The sequence below is a fragment of the Pseudomonas sp. KD5 genome (assembly GCF_012932895.1).
In the GTDB taxonomy this organism is placed as follows: Bacteria; Pseudomonadota; Gammaproteobacteria; order Pseudomonadales; family Pseudomonadaceae; genus Aquipseudomonas.
Map to the genome: position 1 here is coordinate 387,235 of NZ_JDWJ01000006.1, position 18,138 is coordinate 405,372.

The following is an 18,138-nucleotide window of genomic DNA, read 5'->3' on the forward strand; positions in this document are numbered from 1 at the left end:
ATAGGCTGCGATCTTTTGGCGTTAAAAAGCCCTGGTCAACCCGACCGGGGCTTTTTGGTTTTACAGCGGCCTTCAGTCACGCAAATCCGATTCATGAATCGGCTGGTCACGATGGGTGGCCCGCTGGTATTGCGCCGGCCAGACAGCCTTGTGCCCACCCAGATCGTCATCGGCATGCAGCGGCCAATACGGATCACGCAACAACTCACGGGCGAGGAAGATGATGTCGGCCTGACAGGTACGCAGAATATGCTCGGCCTGGGCTGGCTCGGTAATCATGCCTACCGTGCCGGTGGCAATGCCCGACTCTTTACGTACCCGCTCAGCAAATCGGGTCTGATAACCGGGCCCTGTAGGAATTTCGGCATTTACCGCCGTACCGCCCGACGAAACGTCGATCAGGTCCACCCCCAGATCTTTCAAGCGTCGCGCCAGCTCCACGGTTTCGTCGGGGTTCCAACCGTCTTCCACCCAGTCGGTGGCCGATACTCGCACAAACACCGGTAACTCTTCAGGCCACACGGCCCGCACCGCTTCGGTGACTTGCAGCACCAGCCGAATACGATTCTCGAATGAACCACCGTACTGATCGCGCCGTTGATTGCTCAAGGGCGAAAGAAATTGATGCAGCAGATACCCATGGGCGGCGTGCACTTCGACCACTTTGAAACCGGCGATCAACGCCCGTTTGGCCGAATCGACGAAAGCCTGGACGACCTCGGCGATCTCACTTTCATTAAGCTGCTTGGGTGGTGTGTGCTGGGGGTCGAAAGCGATCGGCGAAGGGCCGACCGGGATCCAGCCGCCATCTTCCGGCTTGACGCTGCCATGCTTGCCCAGCCACGGCCGATGCGTGCTGGCCTTGCGCCCGGCGTGGGCCAGCTGGATGCCGGCAACGGCGCCCTGAGCGGCAATGAAGCGCGTAATACGTTGCAAGGGTTCGATCTGTTGATCATTCCAGAGACCAAGGTCCTGGGCGGTGATACGCCCGTCGGCGGTGACCGCCGTGGCTTCGGTAAACACCAGACCGGCGCCGCCGATCGCGCGGCTGCCGAGATGGACTAGATGCCAGTCATTGGCCAGCCCATCGACGCTGGAGTACTGGCACATCGGTGATACCGCGATGCGGTTAAGCAGGGTCAATTGACGAAGGGTATAGGGTTCAAGCAGCAGACTCATGGGGCACCTCTCAAATCAGTGGGCAGGCTCCAGGGTTCTGTTTGAATAGTCGACGAGTGACAGGAAAAAGGTGCAGCACCCGCCCCCGCGGGCAAAAAATTCGACAAGACGTCACAAGGATAATCAAGCAGTGCTTAGAGCCTAGTCGACATCGCGGGATCAGGGAGGGTTCAGAGAGATTCGGTGTGAGGGAAATCGCTTTCGCGGGCAAGCCTCGCTCCCACAGGGTTTACGCAAATCCTAAGGGAGCGGGCTTGCCCGCGAAGGGCTTAACGCGGTTCGATGTGGGCAATCATCAACTGCACAGTCTCGTTCCCACGAAACTCGTTGAGGTCGAGCTTGTAGGCCAATTCGACCCACTTGATAGTCGGATTCGGCCAGATATCCCGGTCGATACCAAAGGCGATGCCATCCAGCTTCACCGAGCCGCATTCACTCTTCAGCACCACTTTGAGGTGCCGCTCGCCAACCACACGCTGCTCGACCAACTGGAACACCCCGTGAAACAGCGGCTCCGGAAAGTGTTGCCCCCAAGGTCCGGCGTGGCGCAGGGCGCGAGCCAGTTCCAGGTGAAACTCCTCGACCGCCAGGGTGCCGTCCGACAGCAGTCGCCCGGTCAGGTCTTCTTCGCGCATTTGCCTGCGCACTTCGGCGTCGAAGGCTTCGGCGAACAACGGAAAATTCGCTTCCGGCAAGGTCAGGCCGGCCGCCATGGCGTGGCCGCCGTATTTGCTGATCAGGTTCGGATGTTGCGCCGCGACCACGCTCAATGCATCGCGAATGTGAAAGCCTTGAACCGAACGCCCCGAGCCCTTGAGCAGGCCATCGCCAGCATCGGCAAAGGCAATGGTCGGACGGAAATAGCGCTCTTTCATACGCGAGGCGAGGATACCGATCACCCCCTGGTGCCACTCGGGATCGAACAGGCACAGGCCGAACGGCATCGATTCCACCGGCAGATCCTTGAGTTGGGCCAGCGCCTCGCGCTGCATGCCCTGCTCGATGGATTTACGGTCCTGGTTCATGCCATCCAGCTGAGCCGCCATTTCACGGGCGGCGCCAGCGTCTTCGGTGAGCAGGCACTCGATGCCCAGGCTCATGTCATCCAGCCGCCCTGCCGCGTTCAGACGCGGGCCGAGGATAAAGCCCAGGTCAGTGGAGGTGATGCGCGAATGATCACGCTTGGCCACTTCAAGGATCGCCTTGATCCCCGGCCGCGCGCGCCCGGCGCGAATTCGCTCCAGGCCCTGATGCACCAGAATCCGGTTGTTGGCATCCAGCGGCACCACGTCGGCGACGCTGCCCAGCGCCACCAGGTCGAGCAATTCACCGATGTTCGGCTGCGGCTTGCTCTCGTACCAGCCCAGGCTGCGCAAACGCGCACGCAGGGCCATCAGTACATAGAAAATCACCCCGACACCGGCCAGGGCTTTGCTCGGGAACTCGCAACCCGGCTGGTTCGGATTGACGATGGCGTCGGCCAACGGCAGTTCGTCGCCGGGCAAGTGGTGATCGGTGACCAGCACCTTGAGCCCGGCCTTTTTCGCCGCCGCCACGCCTTCGACGCTGGAAATGCCGTTGTCCACGGTGATCAGTAACTGCGGCTCGCGGGTCAGCGCCACTTCGACGATTTCCGGGGTCAGGCCGTAGCCGTACTCGAAGCGGTTCGGCACCAGATAGTCGACATGCGCCGCGCCCAGCAGGCGTAACCCCAACATGCCCACGGTACTGGCCGTCGCGCCATCGGCATCGAAGTCGCCAACGATCAGAATCCGCTGACGCTGCTCCAGCGCCGTCACCAACAAATCCACCGCCGCCTCGATGCCCTTGAGCTGCTGGAACGGAATCAGCCGCGCCAGGCTCTTGTCCAGTTCAGCCTCGGACTGCACGCCCCGCGCCGCGTAAAGGCGGGTCAGCAGCGGTGGAATATCACCGAGGAATGGCAGGGTGTCGGGCAACAGGCGAGGTTCGATGCGCATGGGGTGACAGGTGCTTCTCTTGAATACGTAGGATAAAACCGGGTGACGCGGCCAAGCGGCGAATAATCAGCCGCGTTCGCCGGCCAGCCATTGCAACTGGACTTCGTGCTGACCACGGTCGTCGGTGACGAAAATCGTTCCTTCGCTGATCATCACGTCCCACTTGATAACGCGCGGCATGTCCTTGGCCAGGGTTTCCAGCACTTCCTGGGGCACGGCGGCGATGTTGACGTTTTTCAGGGTCTTGATCGCCGGGATCACTTTGCCTTCCCACACACGCAGGCTGCCGTAGGCCAGCAGGCTGGTGCGTTCGGTACGGCGCGAGCACCAGGTCAGGCGGTCGGCGTCTGGCTGGCCGACTTCGATCCAGTGCAGGACACGGTCGTCCAGGCTCTTTTCCCACAGCGCCGGCTCATCCACGTCTGACAGACCGCGGCCAAAAGACAGCTGCTCGTTGTACCAGAAGGCGTAGGCCAGCAGCCGCACGGTCATGCGCTCTTCGGTTTCCGAAGGGTGACGGGCGATGGTCTGCTTCACGTTCTCGTAGACGCTGCGGTCGAGGTCGGTGAGGTTCAGTTCAAACTTGTAGGTCGTGGACGGCTGGGCCATGAACGGGCTTCTTGATACGGGGAAAGGCGGCAAGTCTAACCGATGCAAGAGGGCAATCAACGAATTGAAGGCGAATCAACTTTGGGCGATGGATGTCGGCCTATGATAAAACGCTGTATTCGCTCAGCCTTTGTCCTACAGGATTTCGCATGCCGTTCTCCAATAAACCGCTCTCGGGTCTGAAAGTCATCGAATTGGGTACGTTGATTGCCGGGCCGTTTGCCTCGCGTATTTGCGGCGAATTCGGCGCCGAAGTGATCAAGATCGAGTCACCGGACGGCGGTGATCCGTTGCGCAAATGGCGCAAGTTGTATGAAGGCACCTCGCTGTGGTGGTTCGTTCAGGCGCGCAACAAGAAATCCCTGACCCTGAACCTGAAACACCCCGATGGCCTGGCGATCCTGAAACAGCTGCTCAGTGAAGCGGACATCCTGATCGAGAATTTTCGCCCCGGCGTGCTGGAAAAGCTCGGCCTGGGCTGGGAAGTCCTGCACGCACTGAATCCGAAACTGGTGATGGTGCGGCTCTCGGGCTTTGGCCAGACCGGCCCCATGAAAGATCAGCCGGGCTTCGGTGCGGTCGGTGAGTCCATGGGCGGCCTGCGCTACATCACCGGGTTCGAGGACCGGCCGCCAGTGCGCACCGGGATTTCCATCGGCGACTCGATTGCCGCGCTCTGGGGCGTGATCGGCGCACTGATGGCCTTGCGTCATCGCGAGGTCAACGGTGGCTTGGGACAAGTGGTGGACGTGGCACTGTACGAAGCGATCTTCGCCATGATGGAAAGCATGGTCCCGGAGTTCGACGTGTTCGGCTTCATCCGCGAACGCACCGGCAACATCATGCCGGGCATCACACCCTCCTCCATCCACACCAGCGCCGATGGCAAACACGTGCAGATCGGCGCCAACGGCGATGCGATCTTCAAGCGATTCATGCTGATCATCGGCCGCGAGGACCTGGCCAACGACCCAGTGCTGGCCAGCAACGACGGGCGTGACAGCCGTCGCGACGAGATTTACGGGGTGATCGATCGCTGGGTCAACTCACTGCCGCTGGACGCGGTGATCGAGCAATTGAACCAGGCCGACGTTCCCGCCAGCCGGATCTTCAGCGCCGAAGACATGTTCAGCGATCCGCAATACCTGGCCCGGGAAATGTTCCTGCAAGCCAAGCTGCCTGACGGCAAGGACTTCAAGATGCCCGGCATCGTACCGAAGCTTTCCGAGACACCCGGCACCTCGGAATGGGTCGGGCCGCAGTTGGGTGAACACAATGCGCAAGTCCTCCACGATCTGGGCTACGACCCGGCACAGATCGCACGGCTGCGTGAAGACGGGGCCATATAAGCTGAATCGCCTGCTTTCATCCGTCCTCGGTTACGCCGGCATCGGGCGCCTGCTGGCGGCGCTCGGGCTGTTGTCGGGCCTGATATCCCCGGCCCTGGCGCAACCTAAGGAGCATTTGTTCTGGCTGTTGCGCGACCTGCCGCCACTGACAATCTTCGAAGGTCCGAAAAAAGGCCAGGGCGTTATCGACCAACTGATGCCCCTGCTGATCGCCGGTATGCCGCAGTACGAACACACCCTGATACGGGTCAATCGCGCCCGCGGCATGCAGATGCTTCACGAAGAATCCTTTACCTGCGACCCCTCGCTGGTCTGGAGCAAGGAGCGCGAACAATGGATCACGTATTCCATTCCGGCCTTCCGGGTGGTCAGCAATGGGCTGGTGATCCGACGTGAAGACCGGTCGGTGCTGGAACCGTTTCTTTCCAACGGTGAAGTCGATCTGGCCGCATTGTTGGCCAGCGGTCAACAGAAAGTCGGTGTGATCGCCGAGCGCCGTTACGGTGAGTTCCTCGACACACTGCTGCAACAGGCGCCAGCCGGCGCGCTGACGCCCCACTATGGCAATGACGCCCTCGGCAGCCTGCTGCAGATGCAACGCTTGGGTCGTTTGCAGGTGGTATTGGGTTACTGGCCGGAAATCCGCTATCAGGCCCATCAGGAAAACCTGGCCGATGAGCAACTGGAGTTCTACCCGGTCAAAGGCACGGGCAACTACATGCCCGTGTACATCGGTTGCTCGAATACGCCTCAGGGTCGACAGGCGATCAGTGAAATCAACCGACTATTGCGCGCCCTGCCCCGCGAGCACCTGGGCCCGTTGTATGCCGACTGGCTCGACCCGCAAAGACGCAAGGATTACCTGAAAGAAACCAAGGCCTTTTTCGAGCATCAGGCCACGCAGTGACAAATCGCAGGCAAAAAGAAACCCCGAGAAGTGGGGAGACAACTCGGGGTTAAACGTGGCCTGTATTACAGACCCGTAGCAGCAAGCTACAAGCACCGGAGCACAATGCTTGATCCTGCCGTTACATGGTCTGACTGACCTTGGCGCAGGAAGGTTCCCACAAAAAACACTTCAATTTCGGCTGGCCAGGCGCTTGTCCTGAGCAGCATTGCGCAACGCCGCGATGACACAGGGCTCCAGGCGTCCTTCAGCGATCAGCACGTCGCGGTGCAAGCCGTCGACGACATCCGTCAGCAGACGTTTATCGGTTAACTGGGCCTGATTGAACAGCCGTTCGACCACGATAGCGCCGGTCGCACTCTTGAGCGTCACCAGGCATTCGCCATGGGCACCCGATGGGGTCAACGTGACTTGGTACGGGCTCAGAGCCTCGCCGAGCAATAGACTGATACTTTCCATCTCGATCACCACTCAATAGTCCGCAAACAAAGTGCCTGGGGCGTATCCACAGTAAATGACCCCAGACCCGAGAAGAAAGTTCTGGATTCCAACGGCAGGCGCACCGGCGCCTCTGGTGGATAAAGCATGCCCGGAAAAGATGACAGTAAAAAAACAGCCGCGTTTAAACCCTTTCACCCGAGACACATTCCTTGTAGCCGCTGCTACAGGCATTGCGCTTCACGCCTGCCTTGTCCGCTTGGCCAGATCGGTCCATCCGCCCAGCAGCCCTCGCAATTGACCGTCCGCACTATAAAACGGCACCGTCCACTGATAGATGTCCCTGACACCATCCTTGAACATCAACTGACGTTCGCTGAAGCGCGTCTTGCGCGTACCGAGTTGGGCCATGAACTCGGCGTGCAGTTGCTCGGCGGTTTCTTTGGGCAAGACATCGAGTTCGATCAGTCGACGCCCCTGTATCTGGTCGAAACGGGTCGACAACCCCTCTTCATAACTCTTGTTGCACATGATCAAGCGCCCTTCCAGGTCACGCACGAACATCGGATCGGGCATGGCGTCTATCAAGGCATGCTGGAAGGAGAGCTGGTCATTGAGGTCTTTTTCGGCGTCCCGACGTTGCTGGATCAACATCGCAAGTCGCCGGTTCCACAATAGGGATAGCAGCGCAAAAACACTGGCGACAAAAACGCCCCAACAACCCCATTCGGCTATTCGCTGCCAGGTCGAAGGCGTCTGTACAGGAACAATGCCATCGAGCCACTTCAAGCGAATGGCACGTAACTCGGCAGGTGGAAACGCTTCGAGCGCCTTGTTGAGGATGCTCAACAATTGCGGCTGCCCTTTGCGTACCGCCAGATGATCGGCCTCCCATTTACCCTCCACCGTATCGCCCACCTTGAGCTGCCCGGACGGATAGAGCTGCGCCCCGGTTTCGTTCTCGATGGTGGCGTAGGCTTCGCCGCTTTCGACCAGCGCCCTGGCCTCGGCGTAGGTTTTGACTGAATGCAACTCGATGGCCGGATAATCGCGACGAATGGCCGCCTCCAGCGCATGCCGTGCTGGCAGCACCAGTACTCTTTTCGACAGCTGCTGCATGGATTGCACCGCTGGCGCGCCCGCTCGCCCGACGAACACCCAGCCCGCACCACCGAACGCATGACTGAAATCCAGAAACTCCTTGCGCTCCTCACTCATTGCCAGTGTGGTGCTCATGTCTGCCGCGCCGTTTTCCAGGCGCTCCAGCAATTGATCGGTGGAAAACGTCTCTTCGTGGAGGAACTTCAGCCCTGTCATGGCGCTGATGCGGTTGAGCACATCGTTGTTCAAACCGCTCCAGTGTCCATGTTCATCCTTGAACAGGTACAACGGGTACTGCGCCGACGCGACGATGACCGTCGGATGTTGCGCAATCCATTGCAGCTCCTGAGCGTCTAGCCCGATCGCGGCCCCGACGACCGACTCACGGGGTCCATAAGTCGCCAATTGCGCCGCCAGGCCCCATTGAGCAACGCTCATGGCGCCGACCAGAAATATCCAGCACGCAGCTGGTTTAAACCCTCTAAAAAACAGCATTGCCACTTCCTTGGTGATCGTCTCGCCCGTCCTTCATGGGCGGCTCTTCATTTACGAAACCCGACAAGTGTGGCATGCAGAAATGAGAAAGCCCGTCAGGAGACGGGCTTCAAAATGTGACAGCTTTTACCGGTTACAGTGGCTTGCCGCGGTTGCCATGCTGACTGACAAAGGCCTGCACGGCTTTCAAGTCGTTCGGCAACACGGTGCAACGCTCATCTCGCTCAAACAAATCAGAAAGATGTGCAGGTAGTTCGAGCGCTTTTCCTACACCGGCTTTTTCCACCGCGTCCGGGAATTTGACCGGATGAGCCGTGCCCAGGATCACCATCGGGATATCCAGGCTGCGACGGCATTCGCGCGCGGCCTTCACGCCGATGGCGGTGTGCGGGTCCAGCAGCTCGCCGGTTTGCTCGAAGACTTCGGCAATGGTTTCGCAGGTTTGAGCGTCATCCACGGCCAGCGAATCGAACAGCTTGCGCGCCTCGGTCCAGCGTTCCTGTTCGACGCTGAAACCGCCGCCCTGCTTGAAGGTGTCCATCAAACCGGCAATCGCCGCGCCGTTGCGACCGTGCAGGTCGAACAGCAGGCGTTCGAAGTTCGACGAGACCATGATGTCCATGGACGGCGACAGCGTGGCGTGCAGGGTTTCCTTGACGTACTGATTGCCGCTCATGAAGCGGTGTAGGATGTCGTTGCGGTTGGTGGCGACGATCAACTGGTTGATCGGCAGGCCCATGTTGCGCGCCAGGTAACCGGCGAAGATATCGCCGAAGTTGCCGGTTGGCACCGAGAACGATACCGAACGCGCCGGGCCGCCCAACTGCAGGGCCGCGTGGAAGTAGTAAACGATCTGGGCCATGATCCGCGCCCAGTTGATCGAGTTCACCGCTACCAGGCGTGTGCCCTTGAGGAAGCTCTGGTCGGCGAAGCTCGCCTTGACCATTTCCTGGCAGTCATCGAAGTTGCCTTCGATGGCGATGTTATGGATGTTCTCGCCGAAGATGGTGGTCATCTGGCGACGCTGCACTTCGGACACACGGTTGTGCGGGTGCAGGATGAAGATGTCGACGTTTTCGCAGTGCTTACAGCCTTCGATGGCCGCCGAACCGGTGTCGCCGGAGGTAGCGCCGACGATCACCACGCGCTCGCCGCGTTTTTCCAGCACGTAGTCGAGCAGGCGACCGAGCAGTTGCAGGGCGAAGTCCTTGAACGCCAGGGTCGGGCCGTGGAACAGCTCCAGCACCCATTCGTTGCTGTTCAGCTGACGCAACGGCGCCACGGCGCTGTGGGAAAACACGCCATAGGTTTCTTCAAGAATCTTTTTGAAATCGGCATCGGGGATGCTGCCGGTGACGAACGGGCGCATCACCCGGAAGGCCAGCTCGTGATACGGCAGGCCGGCCCAGGAAGCGATTTCTTCCTGAGTGAAACGTGGCAGGTTTTCCGGGACGTACAGACCGCCGTCGGTGGCTAGACCGGCCAGCAGGACGTCTTCGAAATTCAGGGCCGGTGCCTGGCCGCGGGTACTGATATAACGCATGACTGGCTCCAATAGACAGTGTTCGCAAACCCGGGCCCGCACGCGGGCCCGGTGAACGATAACGGCTTAGTTCAGGTGCTCGACGCGGATCCGTACAACCGGACCGACCACGCCCGCCAAGGCTTCCAGGGCAGCGATCGCATCGTTGATGTGCTGTTCCAGCACACGATGGGTCAGCAGGATCATCGGCACCAGGCCGTCGTGTTCCTCGACTTCCTTCTGCATGATCGACTCGATGTTGATGCCGCGCTCCGACAGGATGCTCGCCACCTGGGCCAACACGCCCGGATGGTCCTTGGCCTGAATGCGCAGGTAGTAAGCGCTTTCGCAGGCTTCGATCGGCAGGATCGGATGGGCCGACAGCGAATCCGGCTGGAAGGCCAGGTGCGGTACACGGTTTTCCGGGTCGGAGGTCATGGCGCGAACCACGTCCACCAGGTCGGCGATTACCGACGAAGCGGTCGGTTCCATGCCGGCGCCAGCACCGTAGAACAGGGTCGAACCGGCAGCATCACCGTTGACCATCACCGCGTTCATCACGCCGTTGACGTTGGCGATCAGGCGATCGGCCGGGATCAGCGTCGGGTGCACGCGCAACTCGATACCGGCCGCGGTGCTGCGCGCCACGCCCAGGTGCTTGATGCGATAGCCCAGCGCTTCGGCGTAGTTCACGTCAGCGGTGGTCAGCTTGGTGATGCCTTCGGTGTAGGCCTTGTCGAATTGCAACGGAATGCCGAACGCGATGGACGCCAGGATCGTCAGCTTGTGGGCGGCGTCGATGCCTTCGACGTCGAACGTCGGGTCGGCTTCGGCGTAACCCAGGGCCTGCGCTTCGGCCAGCACGTCTTCGAAGGTCCGGCCTTTTTCACGCATTTCGGTAAGGATGAAGTTACCGGTGCCGTTGATGATGCCGGCCACCCAGTTGATACGGTTGGCAGACAAGCCTTCACGGATCGCCTTGATCACCGGAATGCCGCCGGCCACGGCCGCTTCGAACGCAACGATCACGCCCTTCTCGCGAGCCTTGGCGAAAATTTCATTACCGTGAACGGCAATCAGTGCCTTGTTCGCGGTGACCACATGCTTGCCATTCTCGATGGCCTTGAGTACCAGCTCGCGGGCAACGGTATAGCCGCCCATCAGCTCTATGACGATGTCGATCTCAGGGTTCGTGGCCACTTCGAAGACATCGTTGGTAATCGCAATACCGGTCGTCTGGAACTGAGGCTTTGGCGTGCGCATGGCAATTTGTGCCACTTCGATTCCACGCCCGGCACGACGAGCAATTTCCTCGGCGTTGCGCTGAAGTACGTTGAAGGTACCGCCACCGACGGTCCCTAACCCACAGATGCCTACTTTGACCGGTTTCACTGTGAACTCCCCATAAAACGGCCGACTCGAGGCCGGCCGTGAAAACAGCCGCAGGTTCGCGGCTCTCTATTGATGGCCCGGCAAATGCTGCCGCCGGACCACGCTCGTCAAAGGCTGGCCGTGACGATGCGAATTTACTTCGCGCCCAGTGCCAGTTTGGCGACTTGTGGCGCAGGCTGGTAGCCCGGAATGACCTGACCGTCAGCCAAAACGATGGCCGGTGTACCGTTCACGCCAATCGACTGACCGAGGGCAAACTGCTTGGACACCGGGTTATCGCACTTGGCGGCCTTGATTTCCTTGCCATCGACCATTTTGTCCATGGCGGCTTTCTTGTCTTTGGAGCACCACACGGCTTGCAGTTGCTCGTCACCCGGCGAGCCCAGGCCCTGGCGCGGGAACGCAACATAACGCACTTCGATACCGCGCTTGTTCAGCTCAGGCACTTCGGCGTGCAGCTTGTGGCAATACGGGCAAGTGGTGTCGGTGAACACGGTGATGTGCGACTTGGTTTCGCCGATGGCCGGGTAGACCACGGTTTCAGCCACTGGAATGTCGTTGATCAGTTTGGCAATGCCCAGGCGTTCGGTCTTCTCGGTCAGGTTGACCGGTTTACCGTCCTTGAGCTGGAACAGGTAGCCCTGAACGACGTATTGGCCGTCGGCGCTGGCGTAAAGCACGCGGCTGCCCTTGAGCTTGACTTCGTACAGACCTGGCAGCGGGCTGGCGGTGATGGTTTCGACCGGCACGTCGAGCTGGAGGTTTTCCAGGCTTTTACGAATGGCTTTGTCGGCCGCGTCATCGGCGACGGCAAAGGTGCTGACCAACGCAATGGCTGCAGCGGCGAAAATCTGGGTCAGACGCATGAGAACTCCTGAAGGCGGACAAATGGGACGATCAGAACGCCCGTGCCGAAACACCGGGTCATAACCGCCCATCGTGCAAACCGGCAAAGCCTACCACATAAGGCCCCTGTGGCGAGGGGGCTTGCCCCCGTTGGGTTGCGAAGCAGCCCCTCTTTGGCGATCCCTATCCGACATATGGACCGAGGCGTGAGGCTTGACGACTGCTGCGCAGCCGAACGGGGGCAAGCCCCCTCGCCACAGGGTTTGCGCTAGCCTCTGGGGTGATGCTTGGCATGCAGGTCCTGCAAGCGCGCCCGGGCGACGTGAGTATAGATCTGGGTGGTGGAGAGATCGCTGTGGCCAAGCAACATTTGTACCACCCGAAGGTCGGCACCGTGGTTGAGCAGGTGCGTGGCGAAGGCATGCCGCAGGGTATGCGGCGACAGCGACTTGCCGATCCCGGCGACCTTGGCCTGGTGCTTGATGCGATGCCAGAAGGTCTGGCGGGTCATCTGCTCACCGCGCTGGCTGGGGAACAGCACATCGCTGGGACGCCCGCCCAGCAACTCGCCACGGGCATCGCGCATGTAGCGCTCGACCCAGACAATCGCCTCCTCACCCATCGGCACCAGCCGTTCCTTGCTGCCCTTGCCCATCACCCGCAGCACGCCTTGGCGCAAGTTGACCTGCTCCAGCGTCAGGCTGATCAGCTCCGTCACCCGCAAGCCACACGCGTAAAGCACCTCAAGCATGGCGCGATCACGCTGACCGATGGCCTCGCTCAGGTCCGGAGCGGCCAGCAAGGCTTCCACATCGGCTTCCGACAAGGATTTAGGCAATGGCCTACCCAGCTGCGGCATATCCACGCGCAGGGTCGGATCAACGGCAATCAGCTTTTCCCGCAGTAAATAGCGATAGAAACCACGCACACCAGAGAGGAATCGCGCCGTAGAACGGGGTTTGTAGTTTTGCTCCAGGCGCCAGGCAAGGTGATCGAGGATCAACTCGCGCCCGGCGTTGATCAGCTCCAGGCCCTTCTCCTGCAACCAGCCGTTGAACAAGGCCAGGTCGCTGCGATAGGCATCGCGGGTGTTATCGGAAAGGCCTTTCTCCAGCCACAGGGCGTCGAGGAACTGGTCTATCAGGGGATGATCGATGGCAGGCATGGGGGCTCAGGACTGGCGGGCAAAAGGCCGCAAAAATGAAGAGTCTTGCATAACACGTTGAAGGTGACACATGAAATTCGGGCACAAAAAAAGCATCCCTTGCGGGATGCTTCTTTTTGAGTAGACGCTCAGCTCATTACCGGGCCGGTTCGTTCTGCCCCAGGATCAGCTTGCCATCCTTGTCGACCGGAATCTGATTGCCCGGATCGCGATCCATCCGCACTTTGCCTTCCTTGCCGTCCAGCGAATAACGAACGTCGTAGCCTACGACCTTGTCGCTGATGTCATTGACCGTGTTACAGCGAGTCTGAGTCGTGGTGTAGGTGTCACGCTCCTGCATGCCTTCCTGCACCTTGTTACCCGCATAACCGCCGCCGACCGCACCGGCCACTGTGGCGATTTTCTTGCCTGTACCGCCGCCGATCTGGTTGCCCAACAGGCCACCAGCCAGGGCGCCGACCACCGTACCGGCGATCTGGTGTTGGTCTTTCACCGGCGCTTGCCGGGTCACCGTAACGTCCTTGCACACTTCACGTGGAGTCTTGATTTGTGTCTTGACCGGTTCAACGGCCAGCACTTGTGCATACTCAGGGCCGCTTTTAACCAGTTTGTAGGTGGCAACAGCACCACCGGCAGTCACACCGACAGCACCCAATACCGCACCAACCAGCAACGACTTGTTCACATGAACCTCCTGGCTATAACAGACGGGACAAACCCGCGCTTCTCCCAGCCTTGGAGCATAAAAAAAGGCGCGAGTTCAACACTCGCGCCTTCTCGGCTTGCAGCAGGAAAAAGATAACCGTTATGGACGGTCGTCGACTTCCTTCTCGCTCGTTGCCACAGGAATCAGGTCTTCGCTGTTCAGGTTCAGCCAGATCAGCACCACGTTCGCGATGTAGATCGAGGAGTAAGTACCCGCCAGAACACCGATGAACAGGGCAATGGAGAAACCGAACAGGTTGTCGCCACCGAAGAACAACAGGGCTGCGATCGCCAGCAAGGTGGAGATCGACGTCGCCATGGTCCGCAGCAGGGTTTGCGTGGTCGAGATGTTGATGTTCTCGATCAGGCTGGCCTTGCGCAGGACGCGGAAGTTCTCACGAACCCGGTCGAATACCACGATGGTGTCGTTGAGCGAGTAACCGATGATCGCCAGTACCGCCGCCAGCACCGTCAGGTCGAAGGTGATCTGGAAGAACGACAGGATACCGATGGTCACGATCACGTCGTGGATCAAGGATACGATCGCACCGACCGCAAACTTCCACTGAAAGCGGAAAGCCAGGTAGATCAGGATACCGCCCAGCGCCATCAGCATGCCGAGGCCGCCCTGGTCGCGCAGTTCTTCACCGACCTGCGGGCCGACGAACTCGACACGCTTGACCTGAGCCGGGTTGTCGCCGCCGACTTTCTGCAGCGCTTCAGCCACCTGGTGACCCAGTTGCGGGTCTTCGCCAGGCATACGCACCAGAAGATCGGTAGTCGCACCGAAGTTCTGCACGATGGCTTCGTGATAACCGGCTGTAACCAGTTGCTCACGCACCTTGGTGACATCCGCCGGACGCTCGTAGGTCAGCTCGATGAGCGTACCGCCGGTGAAGTCCAGGCCCCAGTTCATGCCCTTATGAAAGACACTGAACATTGCCAGCGCGGTAAGGAACAATGTGACGCCGAACGCAAAGTTGCGAACGCCCATGAAGTTGATTGTACGTAACATGGCAGCCCCTTAAATCCACAACTTCTTGAAGTCACGACCGCCGAAGATCAGGTTGACCATCGCGCGGGTCACCATGATGGCCGTGAACATCGAGGTAAAGATCCCGAGGGACATGGTCACGGCGAACCCTTTGACCGGGCCGGTGCCCATGGCAAAGAGAATCCCGCCCACCAACAAGGTCGTCAGGTTGGCGTCGAGAATCGCGGTGAATGCCCGGCCGAAGCCTTCGTTGATTGCCCGTTGAATGGTCATGCCGGCCGCGATCTCTTCACGTATCCGCGAGAAGATCAGTACGTTGGCGTCGACCGCCATACCCATGGTCAATACGATACCGGCGATACCTGGCAGGGTCAGCGTTGCACCCAGCAGCGACATCAAGGCCAGCAGCATCACCATGTTCACCGCCAGCGCAACGGTGGCGATGAGGCCGAAGAAGCGGTAGATAGCCATGATGAACAGCGAGACAAACAGCATGCCCCACAACGATGCATCGATACCTTTGGTAATGTTGTCGGCACCCAGGCTTGGGCCAATGGTGCGCTCTTCAGCGAAGTACATCGGAGCCGCCAGACCACCGGCACGCAGCAACAGCGCCAGCTCGGACGATTCGCCCTGGCCGTTCAGGCCAGTGATGCGGAACTGGGCACCCAGCGGCGACTGGATGGTCGCCAGGCTGATGATCTTCTTCTCTTCCTTGAACGTCTGGACCGGCACGTCTTTCTCGACGCCGTTGACCACTTGCTTGACGTAAGTGGTGACCGGACGCTGTTCGATGAAGATTACCGCCATGCTGCGGCCGACGTTGCTGCGAGTCGCACGACTCATCAGCTCGCCACCGTGGCCATCCAGACGGATGTTCACTTCTGGCGTACCGTGCTCGCCGAAGCCCGCCTTGGCGTCAGTCACCTGGTCACCGGTGATGATCAGGCCACGCTCGATCAGAGCCGGAGGACGCTTGCCTTCACGGAACTCGAATTCCTCGGAAGTGGCTTTCGAAGCGCCAGGCTCAGCGGCCAGACGGAACTCCAGGTTGGCCGTCTTGCCGAGGATACGCTTGGCTTCTGCGGTGTCTTGCACGCCCGGCAGCTCAACCACGATGCGGTTGGCGCCCTGGCGCTGAACGATAGGTTCGGCAACACCCAGCTCGTTGACGCGGTTACGTACCGTGGTCAAGTTCTGCTTGATGGAGTATTCACGGATTTCCGCCAGCTTGGCCGGGGTCATCGCCAGACGCAGTACCGGTTGGCCATTGAGGTCGGCCGGAACAATGTCGAAATCGTTGAAGTTCTTGCGGATCAGCGCACGTGCCTGTTCGCGGGAGTCTTCATCAGTGAAGCCCAGCTGAATGGCACCGCCCAGTTGCGGCAGGCTGCGATAGCGCAGTTTCTCTTTACGCAACAGGCTCTTGACGTCGCCTTCGTAGACTTTCAGGCGTGCGTCGAGGGCTTTGTCCATGTCCACTTCCAGCAGGAAGTGCACACCACCGGACAAGTCCAGACCCAGCTTCATCGGGTGCGCGCCCAGGCTGCGCAGCCATTGCGGGGTGGTTTGCGCCAGGTTCAGTGCAACGACGTAGTCATCGCCCAATGCCTTGCGCACGACGTCTTTGGCTGGCAGCTGGTCTTCAGCCTTGACCAGGCGAATCAGACCGCCCTTGCCGTTTGCCGCCAGCGTGGCCGCCTTGACGTTGATCCCGGATTCCTTGAGCGCGGTGCTCACACGGTCCAGATCAGCCTGATTGACTTGCAGCGCAGTGCTTGCACCGCTGACCTGAATGGCCGGGTCATCAGGATATAGATTGGGAGCGGAATAAATCAGACCGACCGCCAGCACCGCCAGGATCAGAATGTATTTCCACAGAGGGTATTTGTTCAGCATCACGCCGCCCGCTTATGACGCGGGGCGCCTTGCGCGCCCCGTCGATTGAGTAGAAGTTGTAACTTAGATCGCTTTGAGCGTGCCTTTTGGCAGCGTGGCGGCGATGGCGCCTTTCTGGAACTTCATTTCAACAGTGTCGGACACTTCCAGAACCACGAAGTCGTCGGACACTTTGGTGATTTTGCCGGCGATACCACCGGTGGTCACAACTTCGTCACCTTTTTGCAGGCTGCTCAGCAGGTTCTTCTGCTCTTTGGCGCGCTTGGCCTGTGGACGCCAGATCATCAGGTAGAAGATGACCAGGAAACCGACCAGGAAAATCCACTCAAAGCCGCCGCCCATCGGGCCTGCCGCAGGTGCAGCAGCGTCAGCCATGGCATTAGAGATAAAAAAGCTCATTTAGCACTCCAGTTGCAAATGTTGAATCTTGGGGTCAGAAAACTCAGTCCAAAGGCGGAACAGGCAACCCGCGTTTGGCGTAGAAGGCATCGACAAAGGCGGCCAATGTACCCTGTTGAATAGCCTCGCGCAAACCAGCCATAAGCACTTGATAATGGCGCAAGTTATGGATGGTATTGAGCATGCTTCCCAGCATTTCGCCGCACTTGTCCAGGTGATGCAGATAAGCGCGGGAGAAGTTCTGGCAGGTATAGCAATCGCAGGTCGGATCCAGCGGCGAATCATCATGGCGATGGAACGCGTTACGGATCTTCAGCACGCCTGTATCAATGAACAGATGCCCGTTGCGGGCATTACGGGTTGGCATCACGCAATCGAACATGTCCACACCGCGGCGCACACCCTCAACCAGATCTTCCGGTTTGCCAACGCCCATAAGGTAACGAGGTTTGTCAGCCGGCATCTGGCCCGGCAGGTAATCGAGCACCTTGATCATCTCGTGCTTGGGCTCGCCCACCGACAGACCACCGATGGCCAGGCCGTCGAAGCCGATCTTGTCGAGGCCTTCCAGCGAACGCATGCGCAAATCCTGGTGCATGCCGCCCTGGACGATGCCGAACAACGCCGCGGTGTTGTCGCCATGGGCGTTTTTCGAACGCTGAGCCCAGCGCAATGACAGCTCCATCGATACGCGAGCGACGTCTTCGTCGGCCGGGTACGGGGTGCATTCGTCGAAGATCATCACGATGTCCGAGCCAAGATCACGCTGGACCTGCATCGACTCTTCCGGCCCCATGAACACTTTGGCGCCGTCGACCGGAGAGGCGAAGGTCACGCCCTCCTCCTTGATCTTGCGCATGGCGCCCAGGCTGAACACCTGGAAACCGCCGGAGTCGGTCAGAATCGGGCCTTTCCACTGCATGAAATCGTGCAGGTCGCCGTGCTTCTTGATCACTTCGGTGCCAGGACGCAGCCACAAGTGGAAGGTGTTGCCCAGAATGATTTCCGCGCCGGTGGCGACGATATCCCGCGGCAGCATGCCCTTGACCGTACCGTACGTGCCCACCGGCATGAACGCCGGGGTCTCGACGGTACCGCGTGGGAAGGTCAGGCGACCACGACGCGCCTTGCCGTCAGTAGCAAGCAACTCAAACGACAT

At 59.7% G+C, this 18,138-nt stretch carries 16 protein-coding genes; 2 read left to right on the plus strand and 14 right to left on the minus strand.

The window, feature by feature from the left end:
* Positions 1–72: 72 nt before the first annotated feature.
* The 3 genes from AF70_RS16110 to AF70_RS16120 form a co-directional block, all read right to left on the minus strand.
* Positions 73–1,179 carry an NADH:flavin oxidoreductase/NADH oxidase gene (locus tag AF70_RS16110; RefSeq protein WP_019581626.1) on the minus strand — a complete coding sequence of 369 codons (1,107 nt, stop codon included), beginning with the start codon at positions 1,177–1,179 and terminating at the stop codon, positions 73–75.
* Positions 1,180–1,448: 269 nt separating this feature from the next.
* A complete protein-coding gene (gene recJ, locus AF70_RS16115; protein ID WP_028939499.1) occupies positions 1,449–3,158 on the minus strand; it encodes a single-stranded-DNA-specific exonuclease RecJ in 1,710 nt (569 codons plus the stop codon).
* A gap of 66 nt (positions 3,159–3,224) precedes the next feature.
* Positions 3,225–3,767 carry a YaeQ family protein gene (locus tag AF70_RS16120; RefSeq protein WP_007940622.1) on the minus strand — a complete coding sequence of 181 codons (543 nt, stop codon included), beginning with the start codon at positions 3,765–3,767 and terminating at the stop codon, positions 3,225–3,227.
* A gap of 149 nt (positions 3,768–3,916) precedes the next feature.
* Here AF70_RS16120 and AF70_RS16125 point away from each other — a divergent pair, with 149 nt between their 5' ends.
* Together AF70_RS16125 and AF70_RS16130 are read left to right on the plus strand one after the other, a co-directional pair.
* On the plus strand, positions 3,917–5,116 hold the full coding sequence (locus AF70_RS16125) for a CaiB/BaiF CoA-transferase family protein (protein ID WP_018926698.1): 1,200 nt from the start codon (positions 3,917–3,919) through the stop codon (positions 5,114–5,116).
* Positions 5,097–6,023, plus strand: a complete 927-nt coding sequence (locus AF70_RS16130; RefSeq protein ID WP_019581628.1) for a TIGR02285 family protein — start codon at positions 5,097–5,099, stop codon at positions 6,021–6,023. The genes AF70_RS16125 and AF70_RS16130 overlap by 20 nt, the downstream gene beginning before the upstream one ends.
* A 171-nt stretch (positions 6,024–6,194) precedes the next feature.
* Here the strand turns inward: AF70_RS16130 and AF70_RS16135 are convergent, their stop codons facing one another.
* From AF70_RS16135 to tgt, 11 genes are all read right to left on the minus strand, one after another.
* A complete protein-coding gene (locus AF70_RS16135) occupies positions 6,195–6,482 on the minus strand; it encodes a DUF3509 domain-containing protein (protein WP_019581629.1) in 288 nt (95 codons plus the stop codon).
* Positions 6,483–6,701: 219 nt separating this feature from the next.
* Positions 6,702–8,057, minus strand: a complete 1,356-nt coding sequence (locus AF70_RS16140) for a transporter substrate-binding domain-containing protein (RefSeq protein WP_028939500.1) — start codon at positions 8,055–8,057, stop codon at positions 6,702–6,704.
* Between the two features lie 133 nt (positions 8,058–8,190).
* Positions 8,191–9,600, minus strand: a complete 1,410-nt coding sequence (thrC, locus tag AF70_RS16145; RefSeq protein ID WP_019581631.1) for a threonine synthase — start codon at positions 9,598–9,600, stop codon at positions 8,191–8,193.
* A gap of 66 nt (positions 9,601–9,666) precedes the next feature.
* Positions 9,667–10,971 carry a homoserine dehydrogenase gene (locus tag AF70_RS16150; RefSeq protein ID WP_018926703.1) on the minus strand — a complete coding sequence of 435 codons (1,305 nt, stop codon included), beginning with the start codon at positions 10,969–10,971 and terminating at the stop codon, positions 9,667–9,669.
* A gap of 134 nt (positions 10,972–11,105) precedes the next feature.
* Entirely contained in the window at positions 11,106–11,837 is a 732-nt protein-coding gene (locus AF70_RS16155; RefSeq protein WP_007934018.1) for a DsbC family protein, read from the minus strand.
* Between the two features lie 248 nt (positions 11,838–12,085).
* Positions 12,086–12,982 carry a site-specific tyrosine recombinase XerD gene (gene xerD, locus AF70_RS16160; protein ID WP_007934017.1) on the minus strand — a complete coding sequence of 299 codons (897 nt, stop codon included), beginning with the start codon at positions 12,980–12,982 and terminating at the stop codon, positions 12,086–12,088.
* Between the two features lie 136 nt (positions 12,983–13,118).
* Positions 13,119–13,667, minus strand: coding sequence for a glycine zipper 2TM domain-containing protein (locus AF70_RS16165; RefSeq protein WP_018926705.1), 549 nt, complete (start codon positions 13,665–13,667; stop codon positions 13,119–13,121).
* Between the two features lie 120 nt (positions 13,668–13,787).
* Positions 13,788–14,702 carry a protein translocase subunit SecF gene (gene secF, locus AF70_RS16170; protein WP_019581633.1) on the minus strand — a complete coding sequence of 305 codons (915 nt, stop codon included), beginning with the start codon at positions 14,700–14,702 and terminating at the stop codon, positions 13,788–13,790.
* Positions 14,703–14,711: 9 nt separating this feature from the next.
* Complete coding sequence (gene secD, locus AF70_RS16175) at positions 14,712–16,580, minus strand: protein translocase subunit SecD (RefSeq protein ID WP_019581634.1); 1,869 nt, start codon at positions 16,578–16,580, stop codon at positions 14,712–14,714.
* Between the two features lie 63 nt (positions 16,581–16,643).
* A complete protein-coding gene (gene yajC, locus AF70_RS16180; RefSeq protein WP_007934009.1) occupies positions 16,644–16,979 on the minus strand; it encodes a preprotein translocase subunit YajC in 336 nt (111 codons plus the stop codon).
* A gap of 43 nt (positions 16,980–17,022) precedes the next feature.
* Positions 17,023–18,138 (minus strand): tRNA guanosine(34) transglycosylase Tgt, encoded by a 1,116-nt coding sequence (gene tgt / locus AF70_RS16185; protein ID WP_019651852.1) that lies wholly within the window; start codon positions 18,136–18,138, stop codon positions 17,023–17,025.